This is a genomic window from Microbispora sp. H10836 (genome assembly GCF_012999525.1).
Taxonomy (GTDB): domain Bacteria; phylum Actinomycetota; class Actinomycetes; order Streptosporangiales; family Streptosporangiaceae; genus Microbispora.
This window is the reverse complement of sequence record NZ_JABBWU010000012.1, coordinates 52,097-75,310: the sequence shown is the minus strand read 5'-3', so window position 1 is coordinate 75,310 and position 23,214 is coordinate 52,097. Positions and strand designations below refer to the sequence as shown.

At 73.2% G+C, this 23,214-nt stretch carries 22 protein-coding genes; 10 read left to right on the top strand and 12 right to left on the bottom strand.

The genetic code is table 11. From position 1 onward, the window contains the following. Nucleotides 1-77 precede the first annotated feature (77 nt). Complete coding sequence (locus HHX30_RS22220; RefSeq protein ID WP_311922710.1) at nt 78-1,139, bottom strand: ABC transporter substrate-binding protein; 1,062 nt, start codon at nt 1,137-1,139, stop codon at nt 78-80. Between the two features lie 131 nt (nt 1,140-1,270). Between HHX30_RS22220 and HHX30_RS22215 the strand changes: the two genes are divergently transcribed. The 6 genes from HHX30_RS22215 (at nt 1,271) to HHX30_RS22190 (ending at nt 7,905) form a co-directional block, all read left to right on the top strand. Continuing rightward, nucleotides 1,271-2,311, top strand: coding sequence for an iron chelate uptake ABC transporter family permease subunit (locus HHX30_RS22215; protein ID WP_311922709.1), 1,041 nt, complete (start codon nt 1,271-1,273; stop codon nt 2,309-2,311). After that, a complete protein-coding gene (locus tag HHX30_RS22210) occupies nt 2,308-3,318 on the top strand; it encodes an iron chelate uptake ABC transporter family permease subunit (protein ID WP_169983905.1) in 1,011 nt (336 codons plus the stop codon). The genes HHX30_RS22215 and HHX30_RS22210 overlap by 4 nt, the downstream gene beginning before the upstream one ends. Next, nucleotides 3,315-4,178: an ABC transporter ATP-binding protein gene (locus tag HHX30_RS22205; protein ID WP_169983904.1), complete on the top strand. Its 864-nt coding sequence runs from the start codon at nt 3,315-3,317 to the stop codon at nt 4,176-4,178. Before HHX30_RS22210 ends, HHX30_RS22205 begins: the two co-directional genes overlap by 4 nt. 112 nt (nt 4,179-4,290) lie before the next feature. Then, nucleotides 4,291-6,567, top strand: a complete 2,277-nt coding sequence (locus HHX30_RS22200; RefSeq protein WP_169983903.1) for a penicillin acylase family protein — start codon at nt 4,291-4,293, stop codon at nt 6,565-6,567. Continuing rightward, nucleotides 6,557-7,183, top strand: coding sequence for a GNAT family N-acetyltransferase (locus tag HHX30_RS22195; protein ID WP_169983902.1), 627 nt, complete (start codon nt 6,557-6,559; stop codon nt 7,181-7,183). The genes HHX30_RS22200 and HHX30_RS22195 overlap by 11 nt, the downstream gene beginning before the upstream one ends. Nucleotides 7,184-7,197: 14 nt before the next feature. After that, nucleotides 7,198-7,905, top strand: coding sequence for a (2Fe-2S)-binding protein (locus tag HHX30_RS22190; protein ID WP_169983901.1), 708 nt, complete (start codon nt 7,198-7,200; stop codon nt 7,903-7,905). 8 nt (nt 7,906-7,913) lie between these two features. Here the strand turns inward: HHX30_RS22190 and HHX30_RS22185 are convergent, their stop codons facing one another. The 4 genes from HHX30_RS22185 to HHX30_RS22170 all read right to left on the bottom strand — a co-directional run bounded on the left by HHX30_RS22185 (nt 7,914) and on the right by HHX30_RS22170 (nt 10,985). Then, a complete protein-coding gene (locus tag HHX30_RS22185; RefSeq protein WP_169983900.1) occupies nt 7,914-8,831 on the bottom strand; it encodes an RNA polymerase sigma-70 factor in 918 nt (305 codons plus the stop codon). After that, on the bottom strand, nt 8,828-10,033 hold the full coding sequence (locus HHX30_RS22180; protein WP_169983899.1) for an NAD(P)/FAD-dependent oxidoreductase: 1,206 nt from the start codon (nt 10,031-10,033) through the stop codon (nt 8,828-8,830). Before HHX30_RS22180 ends, HHX30_RS22185 begins: the two co-directional genes overlap by 4 nt. 218 nt (nt 10,034-10,251) lie before the next feature. Continuing rightward, nucleotides 10,252-10,773, bottom strand: coding sequence for an AAA family ATPase (locus HHX30_RS22175; RefSeq protein ID WP_169983898.1), 522 nt, complete (start codon nt 10,771-10,773; stop codon nt 10,252-10,254). Beyond that, complete coding sequence (locus HHX30_RS22170) at nt 10,770-10,985, bottom strand: hypothetical protein (protein WP_169983897.1); 216 nt, start codon at nt 10,983-10,985, stop codon at nt 10,770-10,772. The genes HHX30_RS22175 and HHX30_RS22170 overlap by 4 nt, the downstream gene beginning before the upstream one ends. Nucleotides 10,986-11,102: 117 nt before the next feature. Here HHX30_RS22170 and HHX30_RS22165 point away from each other — a divergent pair, with 117 nt between their 5' ends. Beyond that, nucleotides 11,103-11,717, top strand: coding sequence for a DUF6461 domain-containing protein (locus HHX30_RS22165; protein ID WP_169983896.1), 615 nt, complete (start codon nt 11,103-11,105; stop codon nt 11,715-11,717). Between the two features lie 15 nt (nt 11,718-11,732). On the opposite strand, the gene HHX30_RS22160 is transcribed toward HHX30_RS22165, so the two are convergent. Genes HHX30_RS22160 through HHX30_RS22135 form a run of 6 tightly spaced genes read right to left on the bottom strand, consistent with a single transcriptional unit; the run spans nt 11,733 to nt 19,732 of the window. Further along, nucleotides 11,733-12,401: a response regulator gene (locus HHX30_RS22160; protein WP_169983895.1), complete on the bottom strand. Its 669-nt coding sequence runs from the start codon at nt 12,399-12,401 to the stop codon at nt 11,733-11,735. Next, on the bottom strand, nt 12,398-14,980 hold the full coding sequence (locus tag HHX30_RS22155) for a DUF4118 domain-containing protein (RefSeq protein WP_169983894.1): 2,583 nt from the start codon (nt 14,978-14,980) through the stop codon (nt 12,398-12,400). Before HHX30_RS22155 ends, HHX30_RS22160 begins: the two co-directional genes overlap by 4 nt. 6 nt (nt 14,981-14,986) lie before the next feature. Further along, a complete protein-coding gene (locus HHX30_RS22150; RefSeq protein ID WP_169984084.1) occupies nt 14,987-15,850 on the bottom strand; it encodes a potassium-transporting ATPase subunit C in 864 nt (287 codons plus the stop codon). A 14-nt stretch (nt 15,851-15,864) separates the two neighbouring features. Next, the gene (gene kdpB / locus HHX30_RS22145) at nt 15,865-17,979 is read right to left on the bottom strand and encodes a potassium-transporting ATPase subunit KdpB (RefSeq protein ID WP_169983893.1); all 2,115 of its coding nucleotides are present in this window, start codon (nt 17,977-17,979) and stop codon (nt 15,865-15,867) included. A 2-nt stretch (nt 17,980-17,981) separates the two neighbouring features. Then, nucleotides 17,982-19,643 (bottom strand): potassium-transporting ATPase subunit KdpA, encoded by a 1,662-nt coding sequence (gene kdpA / locus HHX30_RS22140; RefSeq protein WP_169983892.1) that lies wholly within the window; start codon nt 19,641-19,643, stop codon nt 17,982-17,984. Continuing rightward, the gene (locus tag HHX30_RS22135; protein ID WP_169983891.1) at nt 19,643-19,732 is read right to left on the bottom strand and encodes a potassium-transporting ATPase subunit F; all 90 of its coding nucleotides are present in this window, start codon (nt 19,730-19,732) and stop codon (nt 19,643-19,645) included. Before HHX30_RS22135 ends, kdpA begins: the two co-directional genes overlap by 1 nt. Nucleotides 19,733-20,044: 312 nt before the next feature. On the opposite strand from HHX30_RS22135, the gene HHX30_RS22125 reads away from it, so the two are divergent. Further along, a complete protein-coding gene (locus HHX30_RS22125; RefSeq protein WP_169983890.1) occupies nt 20,045-20,491 on the top strand; it encodes a hypothetical protein in 447 nt (148 codons plus the stop codon). After that, on the top strand, nt 20,488-20,985 hold the full coding sequence (locus tag HHX30_RS41855) for a DUF3147 family protein (RefSeq protein WP_169983889.1): 498 nt from the start codon (nt 20,488-20,490) through the stop codon (nt 20,983-20,985). The genes HHX30_RS22125 and HHX30_RS41855 overlap by 4 nt, the downstream gene beginning before the upstream one ends. A gap of 20 nt (nt 20,986-21,005) precedes the next feature. On the opposite strand, the gene HHX30_RS22115 is transcribed toward HHX30_RS41855, so the two are convergent. Further along, the gene (locus tag HHX30_RS22115; protein ID WP_169983888.1) at nt 21,006-21,611 is read right to left on the bottom strand and encodes a dihydrofolate reductase family protein; all 606 of its coding nucleotides are present in this window, start codon (nt 21,609-21,611) and stop codon (nt 21,006-21,008) included. Between the two features lie 313 nt (nt 21,612-21,924). Between HHX30_RS22115 and HHX30_RS43345 the strand changes: the two genes are divergently transcribed. After that, the gene (locus tag HHX30_RS43345) at nt 21,925-23,079 is read left to right on the top strand and encodes a helix-turn-helix domain-containing protein (protein ID WP_169983887.1); all 1,155 of its coding nucleotides are present in this window, start codon (nt 21,925-21,927) and stop codon (nt 23,077-23,079) included. Nucleotides 23,080-23,214 lie beyond the last annotated feature (135 nt).

The following is a 23,214-nucleotide window of genomic DNA, read 5'->3' as shown; positions in this document are numbered from 1 at the left end:
ACCGTGAGAGGTTAGGTTAGGCGAACCTAACTTGTGGGAGTCGACACGTGTCCCCCGGTGATTTCTCGGACGTGTGGTCAGCCGAGCTTCTTGGCGTTCCGGATCGCCGTCGCCAGGCTCTCCAGGATCGGGGCGGCTCCGGCGTACGAGAAGCGCGGCACGGGGTCCCAGGCGACGACCTGGTCGGCCTCCACGGCGGGCAGCTTGGCCCAGGCCGGCTTGGACGTCAGGTCCTTGGCCTGCAGCGCGGTGCTGCGGTTGTCGAGCAGGATCAGGTCGGCGTCGTACTTGTCGGCGTTCTCCCAGCTCAGGTTCTCGTAGTAACCGCCCTCGCCGGGCTTGTCCGGCTTGACGATCTCGACCCCCAGCTGGGCGAAGTACATGAGGTCGGTGTTGACCTCCGGGTTGGACACGTACAGCACGTCGGGGCTGCCGGAAGCGGCCAGGACCCTGATCCCGGGGTTGTCGGCGACCGCCTTGCGGACGCTCTCGGCGGCGGCCTCGAACCTGGCCTTCGCCTCGGCGACCTTCGGGGCCTTCAGGTCCGCCCCGAGCGACTCGGCGAGGGCGGCGTAGCGCTCGATCGGCTGGGTCATCGGGACGCGGGCCGCGCTGACGGCGACGGTCGGGGCGAGCTGGACGATCTTGTCCTTGCTCTCGTCCGGGACGTACCACAGGGCCCCGGGGTCGTACATGTGCGTGACGAGAAGCTCGGGGCGCAGCGCCGCGTACTTCTCGATGTTGAACTCGCCCCAGACGTTGCCGAGGATCGTCACCTTGTTCACGTCGAGGTCGCCGGCCTGCGGGTCGGGCGAGCCGTCGGCGCGCTTCGTCTCGCCGAAGACGCCGACGATCCCGTCCCGCACCCCGTAGTCGGCGAGCGCCGCCGCCGCGCCGGTGAACGCCACGACCCGCGACGGGACGGCCGCGGCCGTGACCGCCTCCTTCCTGTCGTCGGTGAAGGACCACGATGTCGCGCTCTGACCTGACGTCGCGCTCTGGCCCGACGTCGCGCTCTGACCCGCGGCGGAGGGCGCCGGGTCGCTCGATCCGCAGGCGGCGAGCGCCAGCGTGAGTACGGCGGCTCCGCCCGCCGCGAAAAGGCCGCGACGGGACATGGGGGAGTTCAGGTTTCGCACGGTTCGTCTTTCTCTCACATGGCACAGCTGACACTGGGCCTTGGGGTTGATCGCTAGTTAGGTTACCCTTACCTAAGTTCTTGTCCAGAGGGGCGATGAAATTCGTCCCCGGCCCCCCACCGGAGCAGGTCGTGGTCGTCACAGAGTCCTCGCAGATCAGCAGGCCTGCGCGGGCGCCGGGAAAACGCGCGGAAAACGGCCGGCGCGCGGCGGCGTTGCTGGGCTCGGCGATCGCGCTGGCCGCCGTCCTCGTGCTCAGCCTCGGGCTCGGCGCACGGCAACTCTCGCCGGTGGAGGTCTGGCACGGACTCGTGGACGCCGACTCGGCCGCCTACACGGTCGTCCACCAGATGCGGCTGCCGCGCACCCTCCTCGGTCTGCTGGCCGGCGCCGCGCTGGGGGTCGCGGGCGGCGTCATGCAGGCGCTGACCCGCAACCCGCTGGCCGATCCCGGCCTGCTGGGGATCAACGCGGGCGCCTCGGCCGCGGTGGCCACCGCCGCGGGACTGCTCGGCGTGGCGTCGTTCCAGGGCCGCGTCTGGTTCGCCCTGGCCGGCGCGGCGGCCGTGTCGGTGCTGGTGTACGCGGTGGGCGGCGGTCGCGCGGCCACCCCGGCGCGGCTGGCGCTCGCGGGAGCCGCCATCAACGCCGCGCTCTACTCGTACGTGAACGGGACGATGCTGCTCGACACCGCCTCGCTGGAGACCATGCGCTTTTGGACCGTCGGTTCCCTCGCGAGCGCGCAGGGCGGGACCGCGGCCATGATGGCGCCGTTCATCGCGGCGGGACTGTTGGCGGCCATGGCCCTGGCCCGGCCGCTCAACGCGCTCGCGCTCGGCGACGACTCGGCCCGCTCGCTCGGCGCGCACCCCGCCCGGGTCCGAGCGGGCGCCATCGTGGCGGTGACGCTGCTGTGCGGGGCGGCGACGGCGGCCTGCGGGCCGATCGTCTTCGTCGGGCTCATGGTGCCGCACCTCGTCCGGGCGCTGACCGGCCCCGACCAGCGCTGGATGCTCCCCTGCTGCGCGCTGCTCGCGCCCGTGCTGCTGCTCGGCGCCGACGTGCTCGGCCGGCTGGTGGCCCGGCCCGGCGAGCTACAGGCGGGCATCGTCACGGCGGTGCTGGGCGGCCCGCTGTTCCTGTACTTCGTGCGAAGGAAGGTCCGGGTGTGACCGCCGGCCATGTGATCGTCCGGCCCAGGGCCGTCGCCGTGGGAGCCGGCTGTCTGCTGCTCGCGCTCGTGTTCGGCGTGCTCGCGGTCGGCGGCGGCGACTACCCGATGAGCCCCTCCGACGTCGTACGCACCGTGCTGGGCGGCGGCAGCCCGGCCGAGGACTTCATCGTGCACGGGCTCCGGCTGCCCCGCGTGGTCACCGCGCTGCTCGTGGGCGCGGCCCTCGCGCTGGCCGGCGCGGTCTTCCAGTCGCTCGTACGCAACCCACTGGGCAGCCCCGACCTGCTCGGGTTCACCCAGGGCTCGGCGGCCGGGGCGCTCCTCGTGGTCGTCACGGGGGGCGGCAGCGCGGCGCTCGCGGGCGGCGCGGTGCTCGGCGGCGTCGTCACCGGAGTGGCCATCTACGCCCTGGCCTGGCGCGGCGGCCTGCACGGGCACCGCCTCGTGCTGGTGGGCATCGGCGCCACCGCGATCCTCACCGGCGTCAACGGTTACCTGCTCACCCAGGGGCGGCTGATGGAGGCGGCGCGGGCCATGTTGTGGCTCACCGGCAGCCTGGACGGGCGCGGCTGGGAGGACGTCCTCCCGCTGCTCGCCGCGATGGCGGTGCTGGCGCCGGTGGTGCTGCTCGGTTGCGCACGCCCCCTGGCGATCACCGAGATGGGCGACGACCTGGCGCGCGGCCTCGGCGTACGGGTGCAGGGCATGCGCCTGGTCCTGCTGGGGGCGGCCGTGCTGCTCACGTCCCTGGCGGCGGCGGCCGCCGGGCCCGTGTCGTTCGTCGCGCTCACCGCCCCGCACCTGGCCAGGCGGATGACCGGGACGCCCGGGCCGAACCTGCTCGCCGCGACGTGCACGGGCGCCGCGCTGCTGACGGGCGCCGACCTGGCCGCGCAGCGGCTGTTCGCCGGCCACCAGCTGCCGGTCGGGGTGGTGACGGGGGTGCTCGGCGGCGGCTACCTCGTCTGGCTGCTCGCCGCCCAGCGGAAGGCGGGACGGATATGACCGAGACCATCGTGGACAGGAACGCAATGGCAGGCATGCACGACGACGGGCCGCGTCTGAGCGGCAGCGCACTGACCCTCTCCTACGACAGAAGGGTCGTCGCCGAGGGCCTCGACGTCGCCATCCCCGACCGGTCCTTCACGGTGATCATCGGGCCGAACGCCTGCGGCAAGTCCACGCTGCTGCGGGCGCTGGCGCGCACGCTCCGGCCCGCCGCCGGGACGGTGCTGCTCGACGGGCGTGACATCACCTCCCTGCCCGCGAGGAAGGTCGCCAGGACCCTCGGCCTGCTGCCCCAGACATCCGTCGCGCCCGACGGCATCACGGTCGCCGAGCTGGTCGGCCGCGGGCGCTATCCCCACCAGCGGCTGCTGCGCCAGTGGTCGGCCGACGACGAGCGGGTGGTGCGCGAGTCGATGGAGGCCACCGGGGTCGCCGACCTGGCCGGGCGCCTGGTCGACGAGCTGTCCGGCGGGCAGCGCCAGCGCGTGTGGATCGCGATGGCGCTGGCCCAGGAGACGCCGCTGCTGCTCCTGGACGAGCCGACGACCTACCTGGACATCGCCCACCAGATCGAGGTCCTCGACCTGTGCGCGCGGCTGCACGAGGAGCGCGGCCGCACGCTCGTCGCGGTGCTCCACGACCTCAACCACGCCGCCCGCTACGCCGGCCATCTCATCGCGATGCGCGACGGCCGGGTCGTGGCCGCAGGCGCGCCCGGTGAGGTCATGACCGCCGGTCTGGTGGAGGAGGTCTTCCGGCTGCCCTGCCGGGTGATCGACGACCCGGAGACCGGCACTCCGCTGGTCGTCCCCGCCGCCCGCCGCCGCGCCGAATCGGCGGCGAGGGCCGCGTCGTGAGCACCCCGATATCGGAGACCGCGTCGTGAACATCCCGGTGCCGGAGACGACGTCATGAGCATCCCGGTGTCGGAGACGACGTCATGAGCATCCCGGTGTCGGAGACGACGTCATGAGCAGCGTGTACCGGGACGCCTTCGGCATCCCTCACCTGCGCGCGGACGATCCGTACGAACTGGCCTTCGCCCAGGGACGCGTCACGGCCCTGGACCGGGCCTGGCAGATCGAGGTGGAGCGGCGCCGGGCGACCGGCACGTCGGCGGCGGTCCTCGGGCCGGACGCCGTGCCCTGGGACCGCTTCGCCCGGCAGGCCCGGCTGGCGGACACCGCCGAACGCTGCCTGCACGCGCTGGACGGCGACACGGCGGCGTGGGTGCGCGCCTACGTGGACGGCGTCAACGCCGGGCTCCCCGAGGGGGCGCGCCGCGCACCGGAGTTCGCCGCCGCGGGGGAAACGGCACCGCGAGAGACGACAGGGCCCGGCGTGGCCGGGCCCGACGCGACAGGTCCGGATGCGGCAGGTCCGGATGCGGCAGGGCTCGCGCCGGGCCGGTGGGAGCCGTGGACACCGATGGCGATCTGGCTGTCCCACCACATCCTCTTCGCGCACTTCCCGGCGAAGCTGTGGCGCGAGGCGGTGGCCGAACGGCTGGGTCCCGAGGCGGTCGCGCTGTTCGCGGCCGACGGACCGGGCACCTCGGGCAGCAACGGCTGGCTGGTGCCCGGCGATCGCACCGTCACCGGCGCGGCCCTGATCGCGGGCGATCCCCACCGGTTCATCGAGGACCCCGGCTTCTACCAGCAGATCCGCCTGGCCTGTCCCGAGTTCGACGTGGCAGGGCTGGCCGTGCCGGGCGTCCCGGGCATCGCCCACTTCGGGCACGCGGGCTCGGTCGCCTGGGCGATCACCAACGCCATGGCCGACTACCAGGACCTCTACCGGGAACGGCTCCGGCGCCGCGAAGGCCACCTCGAGGCGCTCGGGCCGGACGGCTGGCGTCCGTGCGCCGCCCACGTCGAGGTCGTCGAGGTCGCGGGGGAGAGCCCGGCCGAGGTCGAGGTCGTCGAGACCGAGCGCGGCCCGGTCGTCATGCTCGGCGGGTCCGGCCCGGACAGGCTCGGGCCGACGGGCGCGGACCACGAAGGACCGGCCGTTGAGGGCCGGCCCCACGAGAACGGCTTCCCGGACGACGCGCGGAACCGCGAGCGGGAGACCGCGTGGGAGGCGGTGAGCCTGCGGTATCCGCCCCGGGTGCGCCGCGACCTGGGGTTCGCGGCGCTGCCGGCGCTGCTGCGGGCCAAGACCGTGGCCGACGTGGACCGGGCGCTCGACCGCTGGGCCGAGCCCGTCAACGTCGTGCTCGCCGCGGACGTCGACGGCGGGCTGCTGCACCGGGTCGCCGGTGTGGTGCCCGTGCGCCACCCGGACAACGCGCTGCGGATCGTGCCCGCCTGGGAGCCGGGGCACGAGTGGAGCGGCCTGTACGCGCCGATGCCGCGCCGCGCGGTGTCCGGCATCACTGTCATGGCCAACGAGCGGGGGCTCGCCGCGCCGCTCGGCGTCGAGTTCGCCGCGCCGTACCGCGCCGCCCGGATCAGCCGCCTGCTCGGCGGCTCACCGCGCTGGTCGGCGGGGGAGATGGCGGCCGTCCACACCGACACGCTGCTGCCGGGCGCGGGCCCTCTCCTGGACCTGCTCGCCGGGCTTGACGGGCTCGGTCCCGAGGCCGTACGCCTGCGGGACCGGCTGCTCGGCTGGGACCGGCGCATGGACGCCGGCGGCACCGGCGCGGCGGAGTACGCCGCCGTCCGTGCGGAGGTGGTGCGGCGCCTGGCGGCCCACCCCGCCCTGGCCGCCCTCGCCGGCGTGGACGCGGAGGCTCCCGAGGTCTTCCGGCCGTGGCTGGCGCTCACTCCCCGCGTCGCGTACGCCCTGGAGAAGCTGCTGACGACCGACCGGCTACCCGGGCTGGACCGGGCAGCCCGCGCGGACCTGGCCCGGGCGGCGCTGGAGGACGTGACCGCACGCGGCGAGGCGACCGGCGTCCGGTGGGGCGACCTGCACCGGCTCGACCCCTGGCGGGCGGTGCCGTACCCCGCGATCCCGGGCGCGACGTCGACGGAGGCGGGCCTTTCCGGCGACCACGACTGCGTGCTGTCCACGTCGAGCGTGCCCGGCGTCACCCACCACTTCGCCCGGGGGCCCGCCGCGCGCTACGTGTGGGACCTCTCCCGGCGCGACGGGAGCCTGTGGATCGTCCCGTTCGGCGCGAGCGGCGTGCCGGGCGACCCCCATCGGCGTGACCAGCACCCGCTGTGGTCGCGCGGTGAACTCGTGCCGGTGATCACGGACTGGGACCGACTCGTCGAGGAGCAGCATGACCACTGAGCCACTGACCGCTGAACCACTGACCACTGAGCCGCCGACCACTGGGGCGCACACCACGGCCTCCCCGCGGCGCGAAGCCGTGTGGGAGCAGGTGGTCGAGGGATTCGGCGCCATCCGCGTCGTCCCGGTGGACCCGCCGGCCGACGCCGATCTGATCCACTCCTGGGTCACCGAGGAGCGGGCCCGGTTCTGGGGCATGCTGGACGCGAGCCGCGACGGGGTGCTGGAGATCTACGACTACCTGGACGGTCTCACCACCCACCACGCCTATCTCGTCCACCGCGACGACCTGCCGGTGGCGCTCTTCCAGACGTACGAGCCCGGAGCCGACCCGGTCGGGGAGTGCTACGACGTCCAGCCGGGCGACGTCGGGGTCCACCTGCTCCTCGGGCCGGCGGCGGGGGAGGGCGAGCGCGGCTTCACCGGCGCCCTGCTGTCCGTGCTCGTCGCGTACGCGTTCTCCGACCCGCGCCACACCCGGATCGTGGCCGAGCCGGACACCCGCAACGACAAGATGATCGCCCGGATGCTGCGTACCGGCTTCACCCTCGGCCCCGAGATCGACCTGCCGGACAAGCGGGCCCGGCTGTGCTTCCTGACCAGACACGACCGCTGACACAAGGAGTGCGAGTGCTGCTCGACGCCCTTTCCGACCATCTGGAAGGCCTCGCGGCGGAGCGGGACGGCGTGCTGGGGGTCCTGCCCAGGCTGATCGCCGACGACTCCCCCGGCTGGATCCCCGCCGCCTCCCTCGTGCGGGAGCCGTACGAGGGCCTGCTCGCGCTGGTGGACGAGACGGCGGCCCGCTGGAGCGCGCCGCGTCACGTGGCGGCGGCGCTGCTGTGGAAGACCTACGGCTACTGGCACACGATGCCGATGGCCCTGGGCTGGAGTCTCGGCCGCCGGGTGCCGCTGATGCGCCTGGAGGACACGCTGCTCAGGCCGTCCGCGGCCGGTGTGACGGTGGCGGCGTCCCGGGTGACCGTGGCCGTGCTCCCCGGCGACCCGCTGGCCGGGGCCGACGGCACCGTCGTCGTCCCCGACCTCGCGGCGGCCATCAGGGAGGCCCTCCTGGAGAGCCAGTATCCGTTCGTCAGAGCCCTCAGTGCCGCGACCAAGGTGGGCGAGCGCACCCTGTGGGGGTCCACCGCCGAGGCGGTCGCCCATCCCCTGCTCACGCTCGGGTCGTACGACGAGGCGGCCCGGCTGCTCGACGAGATCGGGCCGCCCGTGGCCGGACTGCTCGTGCCCGACGGCGACGGATACCGCCGCCGCACGTGCTGCCTGTGGGTGACGCTGCCGGACGCCGACCCCTGCTCCACCTGCTGCGTACGCTGACCCGGCGCTCACCGGGTGCCGAGGCTGCGGGCGGTGCCGTCGGCGATCGCCTGGAGTTTGTCCGGGTTGGCGACGTTGTGGATGGTGGTGATCCGGCCCTCGGTGTCGAAATCGAAGGTGACGGTGGCGATCACACGACCCTGGCCGCGGAAGACGACGCCCGGCCCGCCGTTGATCTCGGCGAGCTCGGCGGTCATGTCGGCGGGCTCGATGCCCTGGTAGGTGACGGTGCCGATGGCCGCGAACCAGGCGGCCACCGTCGCCGCGCCCACGACCGGGCGCAGGGCCTGGCGGACCTTGCCGCCGCCGTCGGTCCACAGGGTGACGTCCGGGGACAGCAGCTCCATCAGGGCGTTCACGTCACCGCCGGTCGCGGCGGCGAAGAACCGCTCGGTGACCGCACGCTGCCGCGACCGGTCGGCGGCGAAGCGCGGCCGCCGGGCCCGCACATGCTCGCGAGCGCGGTGCGCGGCCTGCCGTACCGCGGCTTCGGAGCGCTCGACCGCCTCCGCGATCTCGGCGTGGCTGAAGTCGAAGACCTCCTTCAGCACGAACACCGCGCGCTCGATCGGGCTCAGCGTCTCCAGCACCACGAGCATCGCCATCGACACCGACTCGGCCTCCGTGACGGCCTCGGCGGTGTCGCCGCTCGTGAGGACGGGCTCCGGAAGCCACGGCCCCACGTAGGCCTCACGCTTGCGCTGCGTGGAGCGCAGCCGTTCCAGCGCCACATTCGACACGATCCGCGTCAGGTACGCCTTCGGGTCGGCCACCTGCGAACGGTCGGCCGCCGACCAGTTGATCCAGGCGTCCTGGACCGCGTCCTCGGCGTCGGCCGCGGTGCCGAGGATGCGGTAGGCCACCGAGAACAGCAGGTTCCGATGCCGGACGAACACCTGCTGGCCGGGGTCGGAGGTCTCGGTCATCGCGCCTGCCCGACCCGGGTGAAGCGGCCACCGCGGGGCCAGAACGCGCCCGATGCCGGCATCTTCTTCATGCGGCCCCACGTGGGCCAGGGTGAAGCGGTCACCGTCTCCTTATAACGGACGGCCGCGCGGCCGGTCAGGTACAGCCGCCGGGGGCTGTCGTCGGGGTGGGTGAACTGCACGACCGCGTCGTGCCGGCCCAGGCTGACCGGCGTGTGGTAATAGCCGAAGCGGAACGGCTTGGGCCGCCCGCCCTTCAGCGTCCGGACGATCGACACCGCGGCGTGCACACCGGTCGGCATCCCGCCCTGGCAGGTGCCGTGCATGACGCCGTAGCCCTGGCGGATCGCCGCCGCGTCGCCAACGGCGTACACGTCGGGGTGGGACACCGAGCGCAGGGCGGCGTCGGTCACGATGCGGCCGTGTGCGTCGACGGTCAGCCCGGCGGCGGCCGGCAGCGGCGACACCCGCGTGCCGCTCGTCCACAGGACGGCGTCGGCCGCCACGCTCTCCCCGCCGGCCAGCTCGACCGTGCCGGGCAGCACCTTCACCACCTCGACCCCGCTGCGGACCGTCACGCCCAGGCGCTCGAGCGCGGCGTGCAGATACGCCTTGGCCTTGGGGTTCATCGTCGCGCCGGGTTCACTGCGGCCCAGCAGCACGACGTTCAGCTCCGGGTGCCGCTCGGCGATCTCCGCGGCCGACTCGACGCCGGTCAGCCCGCTGCCGACGACCGCCACCGTGCCGCCGCCGAGCCGCGACAGCCGGTCGGCCAGCATCCCGGCGTCCTGGGGGCCGTCCAGGGTGTAGGCGTGGTCCTCGGCGCCCGGCACCGCCGCGGTGTCGGCCACGCCGCCCAGCGCGTACACCAGGGTGTCGTAGGACAGGACGCGCTCGTCGTCGATCCGCACGGTCTTCGCGTCCACGTCCACCGCCGTCACCCACCCGCGCTCGAAGCGGGCGCCCGTGCCCTCCAGCAGTTCGGGGATGCTCAGCTCGGCGAGCCGCTGCCCGGTCGCCGACATGTGCAGCCGCAGCCGCTCGGTGAACCGCTCCTGCGCGTTCACCAGGGTCACCCGCACGTCGCCGCTGCGCCTGACCCGCGACGCGAGCTGGATCGCCGCGGACAGGCCCGCGTACCCCGCTCCCAGGATCACCACCCGGTGTGTGGTCGCCACGCCGTCTTCGTGCCGTGCGCTCATCGTTCCGCCTCCTCGCTCCGATGTTGACGACCACCAGATGGAAGCGGCCCGCCCGTACGTGACACGCGCCCGATGTGACGCTCGCCACACCCCATCGACCCTCCGGTCCTACGTGGAGGCGCTGGGCGGCAGGTTGCGCGTGGTGGCCGACTTCGGGGAGACGGAATACACGCTCGCCTGAGCGCGGATCCGAGCCGTGATCGGAGGTGGGAGGCGGTTCAGGGCTGATCGGGTGCGACGGCGGCGGCGATGCGTGCCGCGACGCCGGCAGGCGGGATGCCCGTCGTGTCGACGAGCCGGCCCTCGCGGCTGAGCCAGGGGAGGGCGTCCTGGTAGGCCGTCAGATGGTCCAGCCTCCACCGCGAGTTCGACGGCGTGTCCCCCTCGATCCTCCGCAGGAGCGTGGCCCGGTCGGCGTGGAGCACGAAGTGGTGCAGCGGGATGCCGGCCGCCTCCAGGCCCGCGCGGATCTCCCGCCAGTATTCCTCGACCAGGACGGTCTGGGGCAGGACGAGGACGCCGCCGACCTGGTCGGCCAGCCGTGTGACGGTCTCCACGACGAGCGTGCGCCACAGCGTCCAGTCCTGGAAGTCTCCGACCTTCGGCAGGCCCGTGGCATGCGTGAGCATGACGCCGACCTGTTCGGGGTCGAAGAAGTGAGCCCGCGGGATCGATCGCACGAGTTCCGCCGCCGTGGTGGTCTTGCCCGCGCCGAACGTCCCGTTCAGCCAGATGATCACAGGTCGAGCCCGGGCCGGCTCTGCTCCGGCACGGCGGACGCGTCGCGCCGTACGGCGGCGGCCCGGGCGGCGAGGAGCACGGACAGGGCCTCGCAGTCGTCCGGGGTGAGCGGCGCGAAGGGGAGCAGGTAGAGCCTGCCCCCGGGACCGTCGACCAGCTCGACCGGCAGGGAACGGGTGGGCACCTCGATCGGCGCGGTGGTGGTGGTCATGATGAGAGTGATTCTTCCGCACGCGACCGACATTCCCGCCCCCGGCGACGGCCGAGAGGCCGGGCGCCTGGCGTTGATCGCTGCCATGATGTCCGGCAGCAGATGAAAGAGGTCGCCATGTCGGACATCGACGTGAAATTCGGCTGGTTATCCGGTGACGGGCCGCTGGGCTCGATATTCGGGGTGTCCTTCGTCCGCGGGCTCGCGCCCCGGGAGGTGCTCGTCCGCCTGGGTGTGGACGAGAGCACCATCGACGAGATGACGTTCGAGGAGCTGGACGAGAACGCGGAGGAGTGCCTGGAGATCTCGGACGGCATGGACGCCGCTTGGGCCGGCGCCGTGCGGACGGGCGACTGGACCGTGCTCGTCGAGCCCGGCGGCTGGCGGGTCGCCGCCGAGACGGGCGTGCTCGAGCGCGTCTCGCGGGGCACCGAGGTCGTGGCGGTCAGCAGGCACGACTACGCCTCCGACGACTTCGCCCACGCGATCGACGGCCGGGTGATCACGCGGTTCGAACCCCTGGCGCCGCACCTGCGGTCCGGCGACGACCCCGACCGGTGGGTCGGCGAGATGCGCGACGTGGGGCTCGGCCGTGACGGCTTCGACGATGCCATGCCCGAGGATCCCATCGCCGCCGCGTTCGCTCTGGCGGGCGTCATCACCGGTGTGGACCTGTCCCCCGCCCTGCTGCGGACGACGTTCCTCGCGGGCACGACGAACCCCGACGACTGAGCCCCGGGCGGGACGTCAGGGGACGTAGCGGTAGCCCATGCCCGGCTCGGTGATCAGGTGGACGGGATGGGCGGGATCCCCCTCGAGCTTGCGCCTGAGCTGGGCCATGTACTGGCGCAGGTAGTGCGTCTCCTTCACGTACCGCACGCCCCACACCTCGCGCAGCAGCTGCCGCTGGCCGATCAGCTTGCCGGGGTTGCGGATCAGGAGTTCGAGGATGCGCCACTCGGTCGGGGTCAGCCGTACGTCGCCGGAGACGGTCTTGCCGGCCAGGTCGACCACATGGTCCCCGATCCGTACGCGGGCGGGCTCGCTCTCCCGGGGACCGGCGCGCCGGGTGACCGCACGCACGCGGGCCAGCAGCTCGTCCACCCCGAAGGGCTTGGTGACGTAGTCGTCCGCTCCGGCGTCCAGCGCGTCGATCTTGTCCTGGTTGCCGGTGCGCCCGGACAGCACGATGATCGGCACGCTGCTCCAGCCGCGTACGCCGTGGATGACCTCGACTCCGTCCATGTCGGGCAGCCCGAGGTCCAGCACGATCAGGTCGGGACGCCGGTCGGCGGCCTCGCGCAGCGCCGAGCCGCCGTCCGCCGCGATGGCGACCTCGTATCCGCGCGCGGCCAGGTTGATCCGCAGCGCGCGCAGGATCTGCGGCTCGTCGTCGACGACGAGGATGCGGCTCATGGCGCTCCGCCGCCGAGCTCCAGCGGAAGCCCGGGCACGTCGTCGGTGTGTACGGCTACGGGCAGGGTGAGGACCATGGTGAGCCCTCCTCCGGGAGTCTCGTCGGGTGTCAACTCTCCTCCCATCGCCTCGGCCAGCCCGCGCGCCAGGGCCAGGCCCAGCCCGACCCCGGTGTGGTTGTCCCGGTCCCCCAGCCGCTGGAAGGGCAGGAAGATCCGGTCGTAGGCGTCGCGCGGCACGCCGGGCCCACGGTCGATTATCCGGATCTCGGCCCGGTCGCCGTACCTGCTGGCGGTGACGAGCACGCTCTCCCCGGCGGGGGTGTAGCGGACGGCGTTGGCCACGACGTTGGCGAGCACGCGCTCCAGCAGCGCCGGGTCGGCGACGACCTCGGGCAGGTCGGGCGGGATGTCGATCCTCACCTCGGCGGCGAGCGGCCCGAGGTCGTCGACCGCCCGGGGCACGATCTCCTCGACGGCGACCGGCAGGGCGGCCACGCCGAGCACCCCGGCCTGCAGGCGGCTCATGTCGAGCAGGTTCGCCACTAGACGGTCGAGTTTGGCCAGCGACTCGTCCGCGGTCTCCAGCAGTTCGGCGCGGTCCTCCGCGGACCACTCGACGTCCGTGGCGCGCAGGCTCTCCACGGCGGCCTTCGCGGCGGCGAGCGGGGTGCGCAGGTCGTGGCTCACCGCCGCGAGCAGCGCGGTGCGCATCCTGTCGGCCTCCGCGAGCGGCCTGGCCTGCTCGGCCTCCTCCTCCAGCCGTTCCTGCCGCAGAGCCACGGCGACCTGCGCGGCGAACGCCTCGATCACGCGGCGTTCGGAGGCGTCCAGCAGCCGGCCGCGCGCGGCGAGCACGAGGTCGTCGTCGATGTCCACGTCGGCGTCGGCGGCGCCGGGGCAGACGCAGGGCTCTGCTCCCGCGGTGGCCACGATCCGCCAGGAGCCCGGGTCGGACCGGTCGTCCGGTCCCTGCCCCGCCTCGGGGCGCCGTTCCAGCAGCGTGACCGCGACCAGGCCGAACGTCTCCCGCGTACGCGCGAGCAGGGAGGGCACGGCGGCCTCGCCGCGCAGCACGTGACCGGCGAGCGCGGACAGGATCTCGGCGTCCGCCCCGGCGCGGGCCGCCTCCCGCGTACGGCGGGCCGCCACATCCACGATCATGCTGACCGCCGCCGCGACGAACACGAACACGACCAGGGCGAAGAGGTTCTCCGGGTCGGCGATCGTCAGGGTGTGCCGCGGCGGGGTGAAGAAGAAGTTCAGCAGCAGGGAGCCGGCGACCGCCGCCGTGATCGCCGGCCACATGCCGCCGATCAGCGCCACGCCCACGACGGTGGTCAGGAACAGCAGGATGAAGCTCGGCAGCGCCAGCGTGCCCCGGAAGGGAAGCAGCGCGGCGGTGAGCAGCGGCAGGCCGATGGCGGCCACGGCCCACCCCGCCAGCCTGCGCCGCCGGGTGAGCGCCGCCCGCGACCGGTGCGGGCGTTCCCGTCCCTTCTTGACGTGCTCGTGGGTGATCATGTGGACGTCGATCGAACCGGACCGCGCGGTCGTCTCGACGCCCACGCCCCTGCTGAGGACCTGGGCGAACCGGCCGCGCCGGGAGGCGCCGAGCACGAGCTGGGTGGCGTTGACGCCGCGGGCGAACTCCAGCAGCGCCCGCGGCACGTCGTCGCCCACCACCTGGTGGTAGGTGCCGCCCATGCTCTCCACGAGGGCGCGCTGGCGCGCCAGCAGCCCCGGGTCGCCGCCGCCCAACCCGTCCGCGCGGGTGACGTGGACGGCGAGCAGGTCGGCCCCCTTCGTCCGGGCGGCGACGCGGGCCGCCCGCCGCACGAGGGTGTCGCCCTCGGGCCCCCCGGTGAGCGCGACGACGACCCGCTCGCGCGCCTCCCACGTGTCGGCGATGCCGTGCTCGGCCCGGTAGCGGTCGAGCTGCTCGTCCACCTCGTCGGCGAGCCACAGCAGGGCCAGCTCGCGCAGCGCGGTGAGGTTGCCGACGCGGAAGTAGTTGGCGAGGGCGGCGTCCACCTTCTCCGGCGTGTACACGTTGCCGTGCGCGAGCCGCCGCCGCAGCGCCTCCGGGGTCATGTCGACCAGCTCGACCTGGTCGGCCCGCCGTACGACCTCGTCGGGCACGGTCTCGCGCTGCGGGATGCCGGTGATGTGCTGGACGACGTCGTTGACCGACTCCAGGTGCTGGATGTTCACCGTGGAGATCACGTCGATCCCGGCGTCGAGGAGCTCGTCGACGTCCTGCCAGCGCTTGGCGTTGCGCGAGCCCGGCGCGTTGGTGTGCGCCAGTTCGTCGACCAGGGCGACCCGTGGGCGCCGGGCGACGACCGCGTCCACGTCCAGCTCGGGGAAGGCCGCCCCCCGGTACGTCACGCTCCTGCGGGGGACGATCTCCAGCCCGTCCAGCAACCGCGCGGTGCGTACGCGGCCGTGGGTCTCCACGAGGCCGACCACGACGTCCGTGCCGCGTTCCTTGCGGCGGTGGCCCTCGCAGAGCATCGCGTACGTCTTGCCCACCCCGGGTGCCGCGCCGAGGTAGATCCGCAGCCGCCCGCGTGGCATGGCCGCTCACCTCTCCCTGTCGAGGGCCAGATTGAGCTCCAGCACGTTCACGCCGGGCTCCCCCAGGAAGCCGAGGGCGCGGCCGGTCGTGTGCTCTCCGATCAGTGTGCGCACCCTGCGCACGTCCAGCCCGCGTTCCCTCGCCACCCGGGGGGCCTGCAGCTCGGCGTACGCGACGGAGATGTGCGGGTCGAGGCCGCTGCCGCTCGCCGTCACCGCGTCCGGGGGGACGACCGCTCCGGCCCTTCCGCGCACCGGCACCGTACGCCCTGACGAATAGTCCTCGCCGGGCCTGCCGCACTCGACCCGCACGCCCTGGTACGTGGCGGCGAACGGCGCGGCCGGGCACGCCTGGTTGACGCTGACCACCCTCGCGGGCCTGCCGACTGCGGGGAAGACCTTGAGCACCGCGCCTGCCCCGTCCGCCGTGCAGTACGGCCTGGCGCCGCTGACGCCCTCAAGCTCACCGACCGCCTTGGAGCGCGCGCACACCTGGGTCAGCAGGGAGACCCTCCCCTTCCTCGCGGCCTGGTCCGTCCCGCGAGGGTCGGGCAGCCGGTCGACGACGTCCTGCGGGCCGAGGTTGCTCGCGCCCGAGGCCAGCGGGTCATAGCCGCCCGCGGAAGGGCGGCTCTGGAAGTATCCGCGCACCGGGCGGCCGTTCCGGTCGGTGAAGAGCTGCCCGACGAGGGCGCTGCCCACGTCCCTGCCGTCCTCGCGCAGGATCGAGCCGCCGGCCCTGTGGGGGAGGAGGACCTGGGCGATGCCGGTCACCAGCAGGGGATACAGGACGCCCAGGATCACCGTGAGCACGGCGACGGCCCGGACCGCCGCGAGGTGCCGGCGGAGTGTGTTCGGCAGGCGTTCCATCACGTTCCCAGCCATCAGGACATCCCCGGAAGGAATTGGACGAACAGGTCGATGAGCTTGATGCCGATGAACGGCGCGACGACGCCGCCCAGCCCGTAGATGTAGAGGTTGCGGCCGAGCAGTGTGGACGCGCTGGAGGGGCGATACCGGACGCCGCGCAGGGCGAGGGGGATCAGCGCGACGATGACCAGGGCGTTGAAGATCACCGCGGACAGGATGGCCGACTGGGGGCTGTGCAGCCGCATGAGGTTCAGCGTGTCCAACCCGGGGTAGACCGCCGCGAACATGGCCGGGATGATCGCGAAATACTTCGCGATGTCGTTGGCGATGGAGAACGTGGTCAGCGCTCCCCTGGTGATCAGCAGTTGCTTGCCGATCTCGACGATCTCGATGAGCTTGGTGGGGTTGGAGTCGAGGTCGACCATGTTCCCGGCCTCCTTGGCGGCCGAGGTGCCGGTGTTCATCGCCACCCCCACGTCGGCCTGCGCCAGCGCCGGGGCGTCGTTGGTGCCGTCGCCGGTCATGGCGACCAGCCGCCCGCCCTCCTGCTCCTTGCGGATCAGCGCGAGCTTGTCCTCGGGGGTCGCCTCGGCCAGGAAGTCGTCCACCCCGGCCTCCCTGGCGATGGCCTTGGCGGTCATCGGGTTGTCCCCGGTGATCATCACGGTGCGGATGCCCATCCGGCGCATCTCGTCGAACCGCTCCCGCATGCCCTGTTTGACCACGTCCTTCAGGTGGATCACCCCGAGCACCCGGGCCTTTCCGCCGGACACCTCGCCGACGACGAGAGGCGTGCCGCCGGAGGCGGAGATCCCGTCCACCAGGTGACCGACATGCCCGGTGGGATGGCCGCCGTTGTCGCGCACCCACTTCATGACCGAGGTCGCGGCGCCCTTGCGGACCTGCCGGCCGTCCACGTTCACCCCGGACATCCGGGTCTGGGCGGTGAAGGCGATCCACTCCGCGTGAGCCAGCTCGCCCGGCTGGCGTTCACGCAGGTCGTAGGCCTGCTTGGCGTGGACGACGATCGAACGGCCCTCTGGGGTCTCGTCGGCGAGGCTCGCAAGCTGCGCCGCCTCGGCCAGGTCGAGCTCGGAGACGCCCTCGGCGGGGACGAACTGCGACGCCTGCCGGTTGCCGAGCGTGATCGTGCCGGTCTTGTCGAGGAGCAGGGTGGTGACGTCACCGGCGGCCTCGACCGCCCGCCCGCTCATGGCCAGCACGTTGCGCTGCACCAGGCGGTCCATGCCCGCGATCCCGATGGCCGACAGCAACGCCCCGATCGTGGTCGGGATCAGGCAGACCAGCAGCGACACCAGCACCAGCCCGCTCACCCCGTCGGCGCCGAGCGCGGTCGTGTCCGGTACGCCGGGGTTCTGGGCCTTGGAGTAGATCGCCAGTGGCTGCATGGTCACCGTGGCGATCAGGAAGATCATCGTCAACGCGGCCAGCAGGATGTTCAGCGCGATCTCGTTGGGGGTCTTCTGCCGGTCGGCGCCCTCGACCAGGGCGATCATCCGGTCGATGAAGCTCTCCCCGGGCTTCTGGGTGATCCGTACGATGATCCGGTCCGACAGCACCTTCGTGCCGCCCGTAACGGCCGATCGGTCGCCGCCGGACTCGCGGATCACCGGCGCGGACTCCCCGGTGATCGCCGACTCGTCCACGCTGGCGATGCCCTCGACCACGTCGCCGTCGCCCGGGATGACCTCCCCGGCCTCGATGACGACGTGGTCGCCCTGTCGCAACTCCTGGGCGCCGACGACATCCCACCGGGCGGGGTCGCGCGGGTCCGCCAGGCGCCGGGCCATGGTGTCGCGCTTGGCCGCCCGCAACGTGGCGGCCTGGGCCTTGCCCCGGCCCTCGGCCACCGCCTCGGCCAGGGTGGCGAACAGCACGGTCAGCCACAGCCAGACCGCGATCGCCCAGGCGAACACCGAGGGGTTCGCGATCGCCAGGCCCGTGGTGAGGAACGCGCCGATCTCGACGACGAACATGACCGGGTTGCGCCACAGCGTCGCCGGGTTCAGCTTGCGTACGGCGTCGGGCAGCGACCTCACGAGCTGCCGGGGATCGTGCGAACCGCCGCCGATCCTGCCGCCTGTGCGGGGTGATGCCGTCGACGACATGGCTAGGACAGTCCTTCCGCGAGCGGCGCGAGCGCGAGGGCCGGCAGGAACGTGAGGGCGACGAGGACGACCGTGACGCCGGCCACCATCCCGACGAACTGGGGGCGGTGGGTGGGCAGCGTCCCGGCGGAGACCGGCACCGGCGCCTGCCGGGCCAGCGATCCGGCCAGGGCGAGGATGAAGACGATCGGCAGGAACCGGCCGAAGGCCATGCACAGACCGAGCGCCACGCACCACCAGGGCGTGCCCGCGGAGATCCCGGCGAACGCCGAGCCGTTGTTGTTGGCCGCGCTGGTGAACGCGTAGAGGACCTCCGACAGGCCGTGCGGCCCGCCGTTCAGCATGGCCGCGAGGCTGGCCCGGTTGCCCATCGCCGCGGCCGTGCCGGCGAGCACCAGGGCCGGGGTGACCAGGAAATAGAGCGAGGCCAGCTTGATCTCGCGCGCGCCGATCTTCTTGCCCAGGTACTCCGGTGTACGGCCCACCATCAGACCGGCCACGAATACGGTGATCACCGCCAGCACCAGGATGCCGTACAGGCCGGAACCGGCGCCGCCGGGCGCGACCTCGCCGAGCATCATGTTCAGCATCGTCATCATGCCGCCCAGGGGCGTGAAGGAGTCGTGGGCGGCGTCGGTGGCGCCGGTCGAGGTCAGCGTGCTCGCGGCGGCGAACGTCGCGGAGCCGGGCACGCCGAAACGAATCTCCTTGCCCTCCATCGCCGCGCCGGCCGCCCGGGGGACCGCGGCCCCGCCGGAGAGCTCGAAGATATTCGTCAGCACCACGCTCACCAGGGCGATCACCGCCATGACGGCGAGAATCGCGTGTCCCTGCCGCACCTGGCCGACCATGCGGCCGAAGGTGCGCGGCAGCGCGATCGGGATCGCCAGGAGCAGGACGATCTGCAGCCAGTTCGTCCACCCGGCCGGGTTCTCGAAGGGATGGGCGGAGTTGGCGTTGTAGAAGCCGCCGCCGTTGGTGCCGAGCTCCTTGATCGCCTCCTGGCTCGCCACCGGGCCCCCGGGGATCTCCTGGGCGCCGCCGGTCAGCGTCGTCACCGCGTGCGGCGACGCGAAGTTCTGCACCACGCCACCGGCGACCAGCACCAGCGCTGCGACGAACGCGATAGGGAGCAGCACCCGGAACGTGCCGCGCACGAGGTCGACCCAGAAGTTGCCGATGGTGTCGGCCTGCCTGCGGGCGAAGCCCCGCACGAGCGCGACGGCCACGGCCATGCCGGCCGCCGCCGAGACGAAGTTCTGCACCGCCAGGGCGGCCATCTGCACCAGGTGGCCCATGACCGTCTCGCCCGGGTACGCCTGCCAGTTCGTGTTCGTCACGAAGCTGACGGCCGTGTTCCAGGCGACGTGGGCGGGGACCGGGGGCCGCCCGAGGCCGAGGACCAGCCTGTCCTGCAGGCGCTGCATGCCGTACACGACCAGCACCGAGACCGCGGAGAAGGCCAGCAGGGCGCGTGCGTAGACCGCCCAGGGCTGCTCGGCGTCCGGCCGCACGCCGATCACGCGGTAGACGAGGCGCTCGGCCGCGCTGTGCCGGGTGCCGGTGTAGACCCGGTAGAGGTAGTCGCCCAGCAGCAGGTAGACGACGGCGAGCACCGCGACGACCGACAGCACGAGCACGGCCCCTGCCGCTGCCGCGCCCATCAGAAGCGCTCCGGGAACAACAGGGCCGCGACCATGAAGACCAGCAGGGCCGCGGCCACTCCGAGGCCCACGGCGTTGACCACGCTCACAGGCGCTCCACCGCCCGTACGACGAGCCCGACGATCGTGAAGACCGCGATCGTCAGGGCGACGAAGACGACGTCCGCCATCCCCACTCCTCGGTTGTGATTGCTGCGGCACTCTCAGCACAAGCAAAGTCCGAGATCGGGGGCATATGACCGCTCTTGACGGCTTCCATACGGGTTCGGACCGAGTATTGACGCCCCCTGTACACGGGCCACGCCAGGGGTTTCGGGCGTTCGCGTGCCGGAAATCAACGCGGTTCAACCGGCGAGCGGCGCCCCCCGAACAACTGTGTCGGTTCCGGGGAGGGGACGCGGCGTGGGCGAGGTGACCGACCAGATCGTGGAGGTCGTTCTGAAGGCGCTGGCCGGGGGCGTCTTCGTGCTGGCCTTCGCGGCGCTGGCCGCGATGCTGACGCCGAAACGGCTCGCCGGGGTGTTCTGCGCCGCCCCTTCCGTGGCCCTGGCCAGCCTCATCGTCACCGCTGGCATCGCCGGCATCCCGGACGTCCTCGCCTCGGCCCGCGGCATGTGGATCGGCGCGGCCGGTTTCGTGCTCTACTGTCTGGTCGCCGCTCCCCTTCTGGGCAGGTGGGGCGCCTGGTGGGGGGCGCTGGCCGCGCTCGCGGTCTGGGGCGCCACGGTGGCCGCCGGGTACGCGCTGGCGCCGGCGGGCCTGCTCGCCCTTCCGGCCGCGGCCGTCCCCGCCTCGCTCTCCCGGCCGGGGACGCCGGAGCTCCCCCCGCCGCCGGCGCCGGAACCGTGAGCGCCGATCGTGACGGCGGCCGGTCTCACGACGGCAACCGGTCTCACGACAGCGGCCGCTCTCACGACGGCAGCCGATCTCATGGCGACGGCCGCTCTCGTGGCGGCGGCGAGAAGGTGCGGCTGCGCATCGGCGAGCTCAGGCGGCCGCCCCCGCGCGACTGGGTGGTCCGGTTCGCGTTCGGCGCCGGGGTGTCGGCGCTGGCCGGCGCGGTGTCGGTGCTGGCCGGTCCGCGCGCAGGCGGGCTCTTCCTCGCGTTCCCGGCGATCCTCCTCGCGAGCGTCACCCTCATCGCCAAGGAGGAAGGCGTACGCCAGGCCGGGCAGGACGTGTGGGGCGCGACCTTCGGCGCCCTCGGCCTGATCGGCTTCGCCGTCGTGGTGACGACCACGGTGGCCGTCTGGCCGCTGTGGCTGTCCCTCACGGTCGCCACCCTGGCCTGGGCCGCCGTCTCCCTCACCCTGTACGCCGCCGCGACCCGGCTGCGCCGCTGAGCCGGGTCGCGGGCGCTCGATCACCCCCCGGCGTTCGCCTCGGCCGCCCGGCGAGCGGCGGCCGGGTCGGCGAGGCCCTCACCGGTCGGCTCGTAGGTGAGCAGGACCACGCCGGAGGAGAACGCCTGCGTGCCGGCGAGCCGCAGCGTGGCGGGGTCCGCGGAGTCGTCGTCGAACAGGCGGGCGCCGCGACCGGCGAGTACCGGGTAGACGGCCAGGCGCATCTCGTCGAGGAGGTTCTCGCTCAGCAGCCACCGCACCAGCGCCGCGCTGCCGAAGACGAGGATGTCGCCGTCCACCTCCTTCTTCAGGGCCTCGATCCTGGCCGCGGCGTCCGCGCCGATGATCGTGCTGTTGTTCCAGGTGGCCTCGGTCAGCGTGGTCGACACGACGTACTTCGGCAGGGTGTTCATCGCGTCGGCGTAGCCCGCCTCGTCGGTCATCGACGGCCAGGAGGCCGCGAAGCCCTCGTAGGTGACCCGCCCGAGCAGCAGTGCCCGCGCCGCGCGGATCTGGTCGAGGCCGGCCTGCATCGAGTCCTCGCTGACGAATCCGAAAGCCCACTCGTGCGGGTTCTCGATGACGCCGTCAAGGGTGGTGAAAACAGACAGAACTATGCGTCCCATGGTTCGTATCCCTCATGTCGGGTGAGATGCGGCGGCGGACGTGCGCCCAGCCGGCCGCGGAGAATGCGTGCGCCGCCACTCGGTGCCGGGATGGGCGGTCACGTCCGCCGCCACGGCCCGCCCCCGCGACGCCGCCCCCGAGCACCTGGGTGCTCCGGCGCCGACGGGCCGTCGTGCAAGGCCACCGTGGCCCGGCACGCGGGCTCACGTCCACACATCGGCGGCGTCCCGGACACTCCCGGACGATCTCGGACACTCCGGAGCGTGCATAGGCTGCCGTGGGAGCGCAGGGGATCTACGGGATGGAGTAAGCGTGACCGACAGCCGGCCGCAGCCGCGGACCGCCGCCACGCCCGCGGAGTTCGTCGCCCTGATGAGGCGGCTCCGGGCGTGGAGCGGGTGCAGTTACCGGCAGCTCGAACGCCGCGCCGACGCCGTGGGCGACGTCCTGCCGCGTGCCACTCTGGCCGGCGCGCTCAATCGCCGGGATCTGCCGCGCGAAGACCTGCTCGCCGCGTTCGTACGGGCATGCGGGGCGGACGACGACGCCGTGGCCGAGTGGGTGGACGCCCGCCGGCGCCTGGCCGTCGCCCGCGAGACGACCACCCCGCCGCCCGGCGACACGCCCGCCGCACCCGGGGGTGGGACGCGCGTCGTGGCCTCCGCTGGGACGCCGGCAGCGCCGCCACCCGCGTCCGCCCCGACGGCTCCCGGACGAGACGTCTCCCGGCCGGACGAACTCCTGGACATCGACGCGAGCGGAAGGAACAGCGGCGGGGTCCCGGCCTCGCCTCCCGTGGGCGGGGCCTCCCGGCGGAAGGCCCCGGCCCGGCGACTGGTGGCGGGCGCCGCGGCCGCGGCCCTGCTCTGCCTGGTCGGAGCCTGGCAGTTCGACCGCATGTCCACCGGGGAGGCGGCCTCCCGCCCCTCCTCGTCGATCTCGGCCGCCCCGGCACCGTCTGAGCGGGCACCGTCTGACCCGGCACCGTCCGACCTGGCCGACGGCGCGGGCGGACCGGCGCCGGGCCGCAGGTGGGTTCGCGTGCGGCCGGCCGCCGATCCGTCCCTGTGCCTGACCGCCGGGCGGGCCAGGGACGTCCCGTACGATCCCGAGGTCGCGGTCCTGCGTCCCTGTGCCACGGCGGTTCCGCCGCGGACCTTCCTCACCCCGGCGGGTGGCGGGCTGATCCACCTGCAATGGGATCACCCCGACCCGGCGAAGGGGGTCGGCTGCCTGACGGTGATCGTGGCGGGCCCCACGGCGGGCATGCTGCAGCCCTGGAGCGACTGCACCGGCGCCAGGCCCAACCAGCGCTTCCGGCTCGAACCCGTCGGCGAGGACGGCTACCGCATCCGACCGGCGTCGAGCGACCTGTGCCTCGCCGTCGACGGCGCGCCCGGGGCGGAGGCCGTCGAACGGCCCTGCGCCTCCGCGCCCGGACAGACCTTCCTCATCGACCCCGAATAGCCATCACGCCGGGCTGGTGGGCGAGGGCCTCGCGCTCCGGCGAGACGTGGATGAGGGATATGATCCGTCCACTCTTGCGGACTTTGCGAGAAAAGGGCTGATTTGTCGCTTCACCATGCGTCCTGGGCCTGTCTC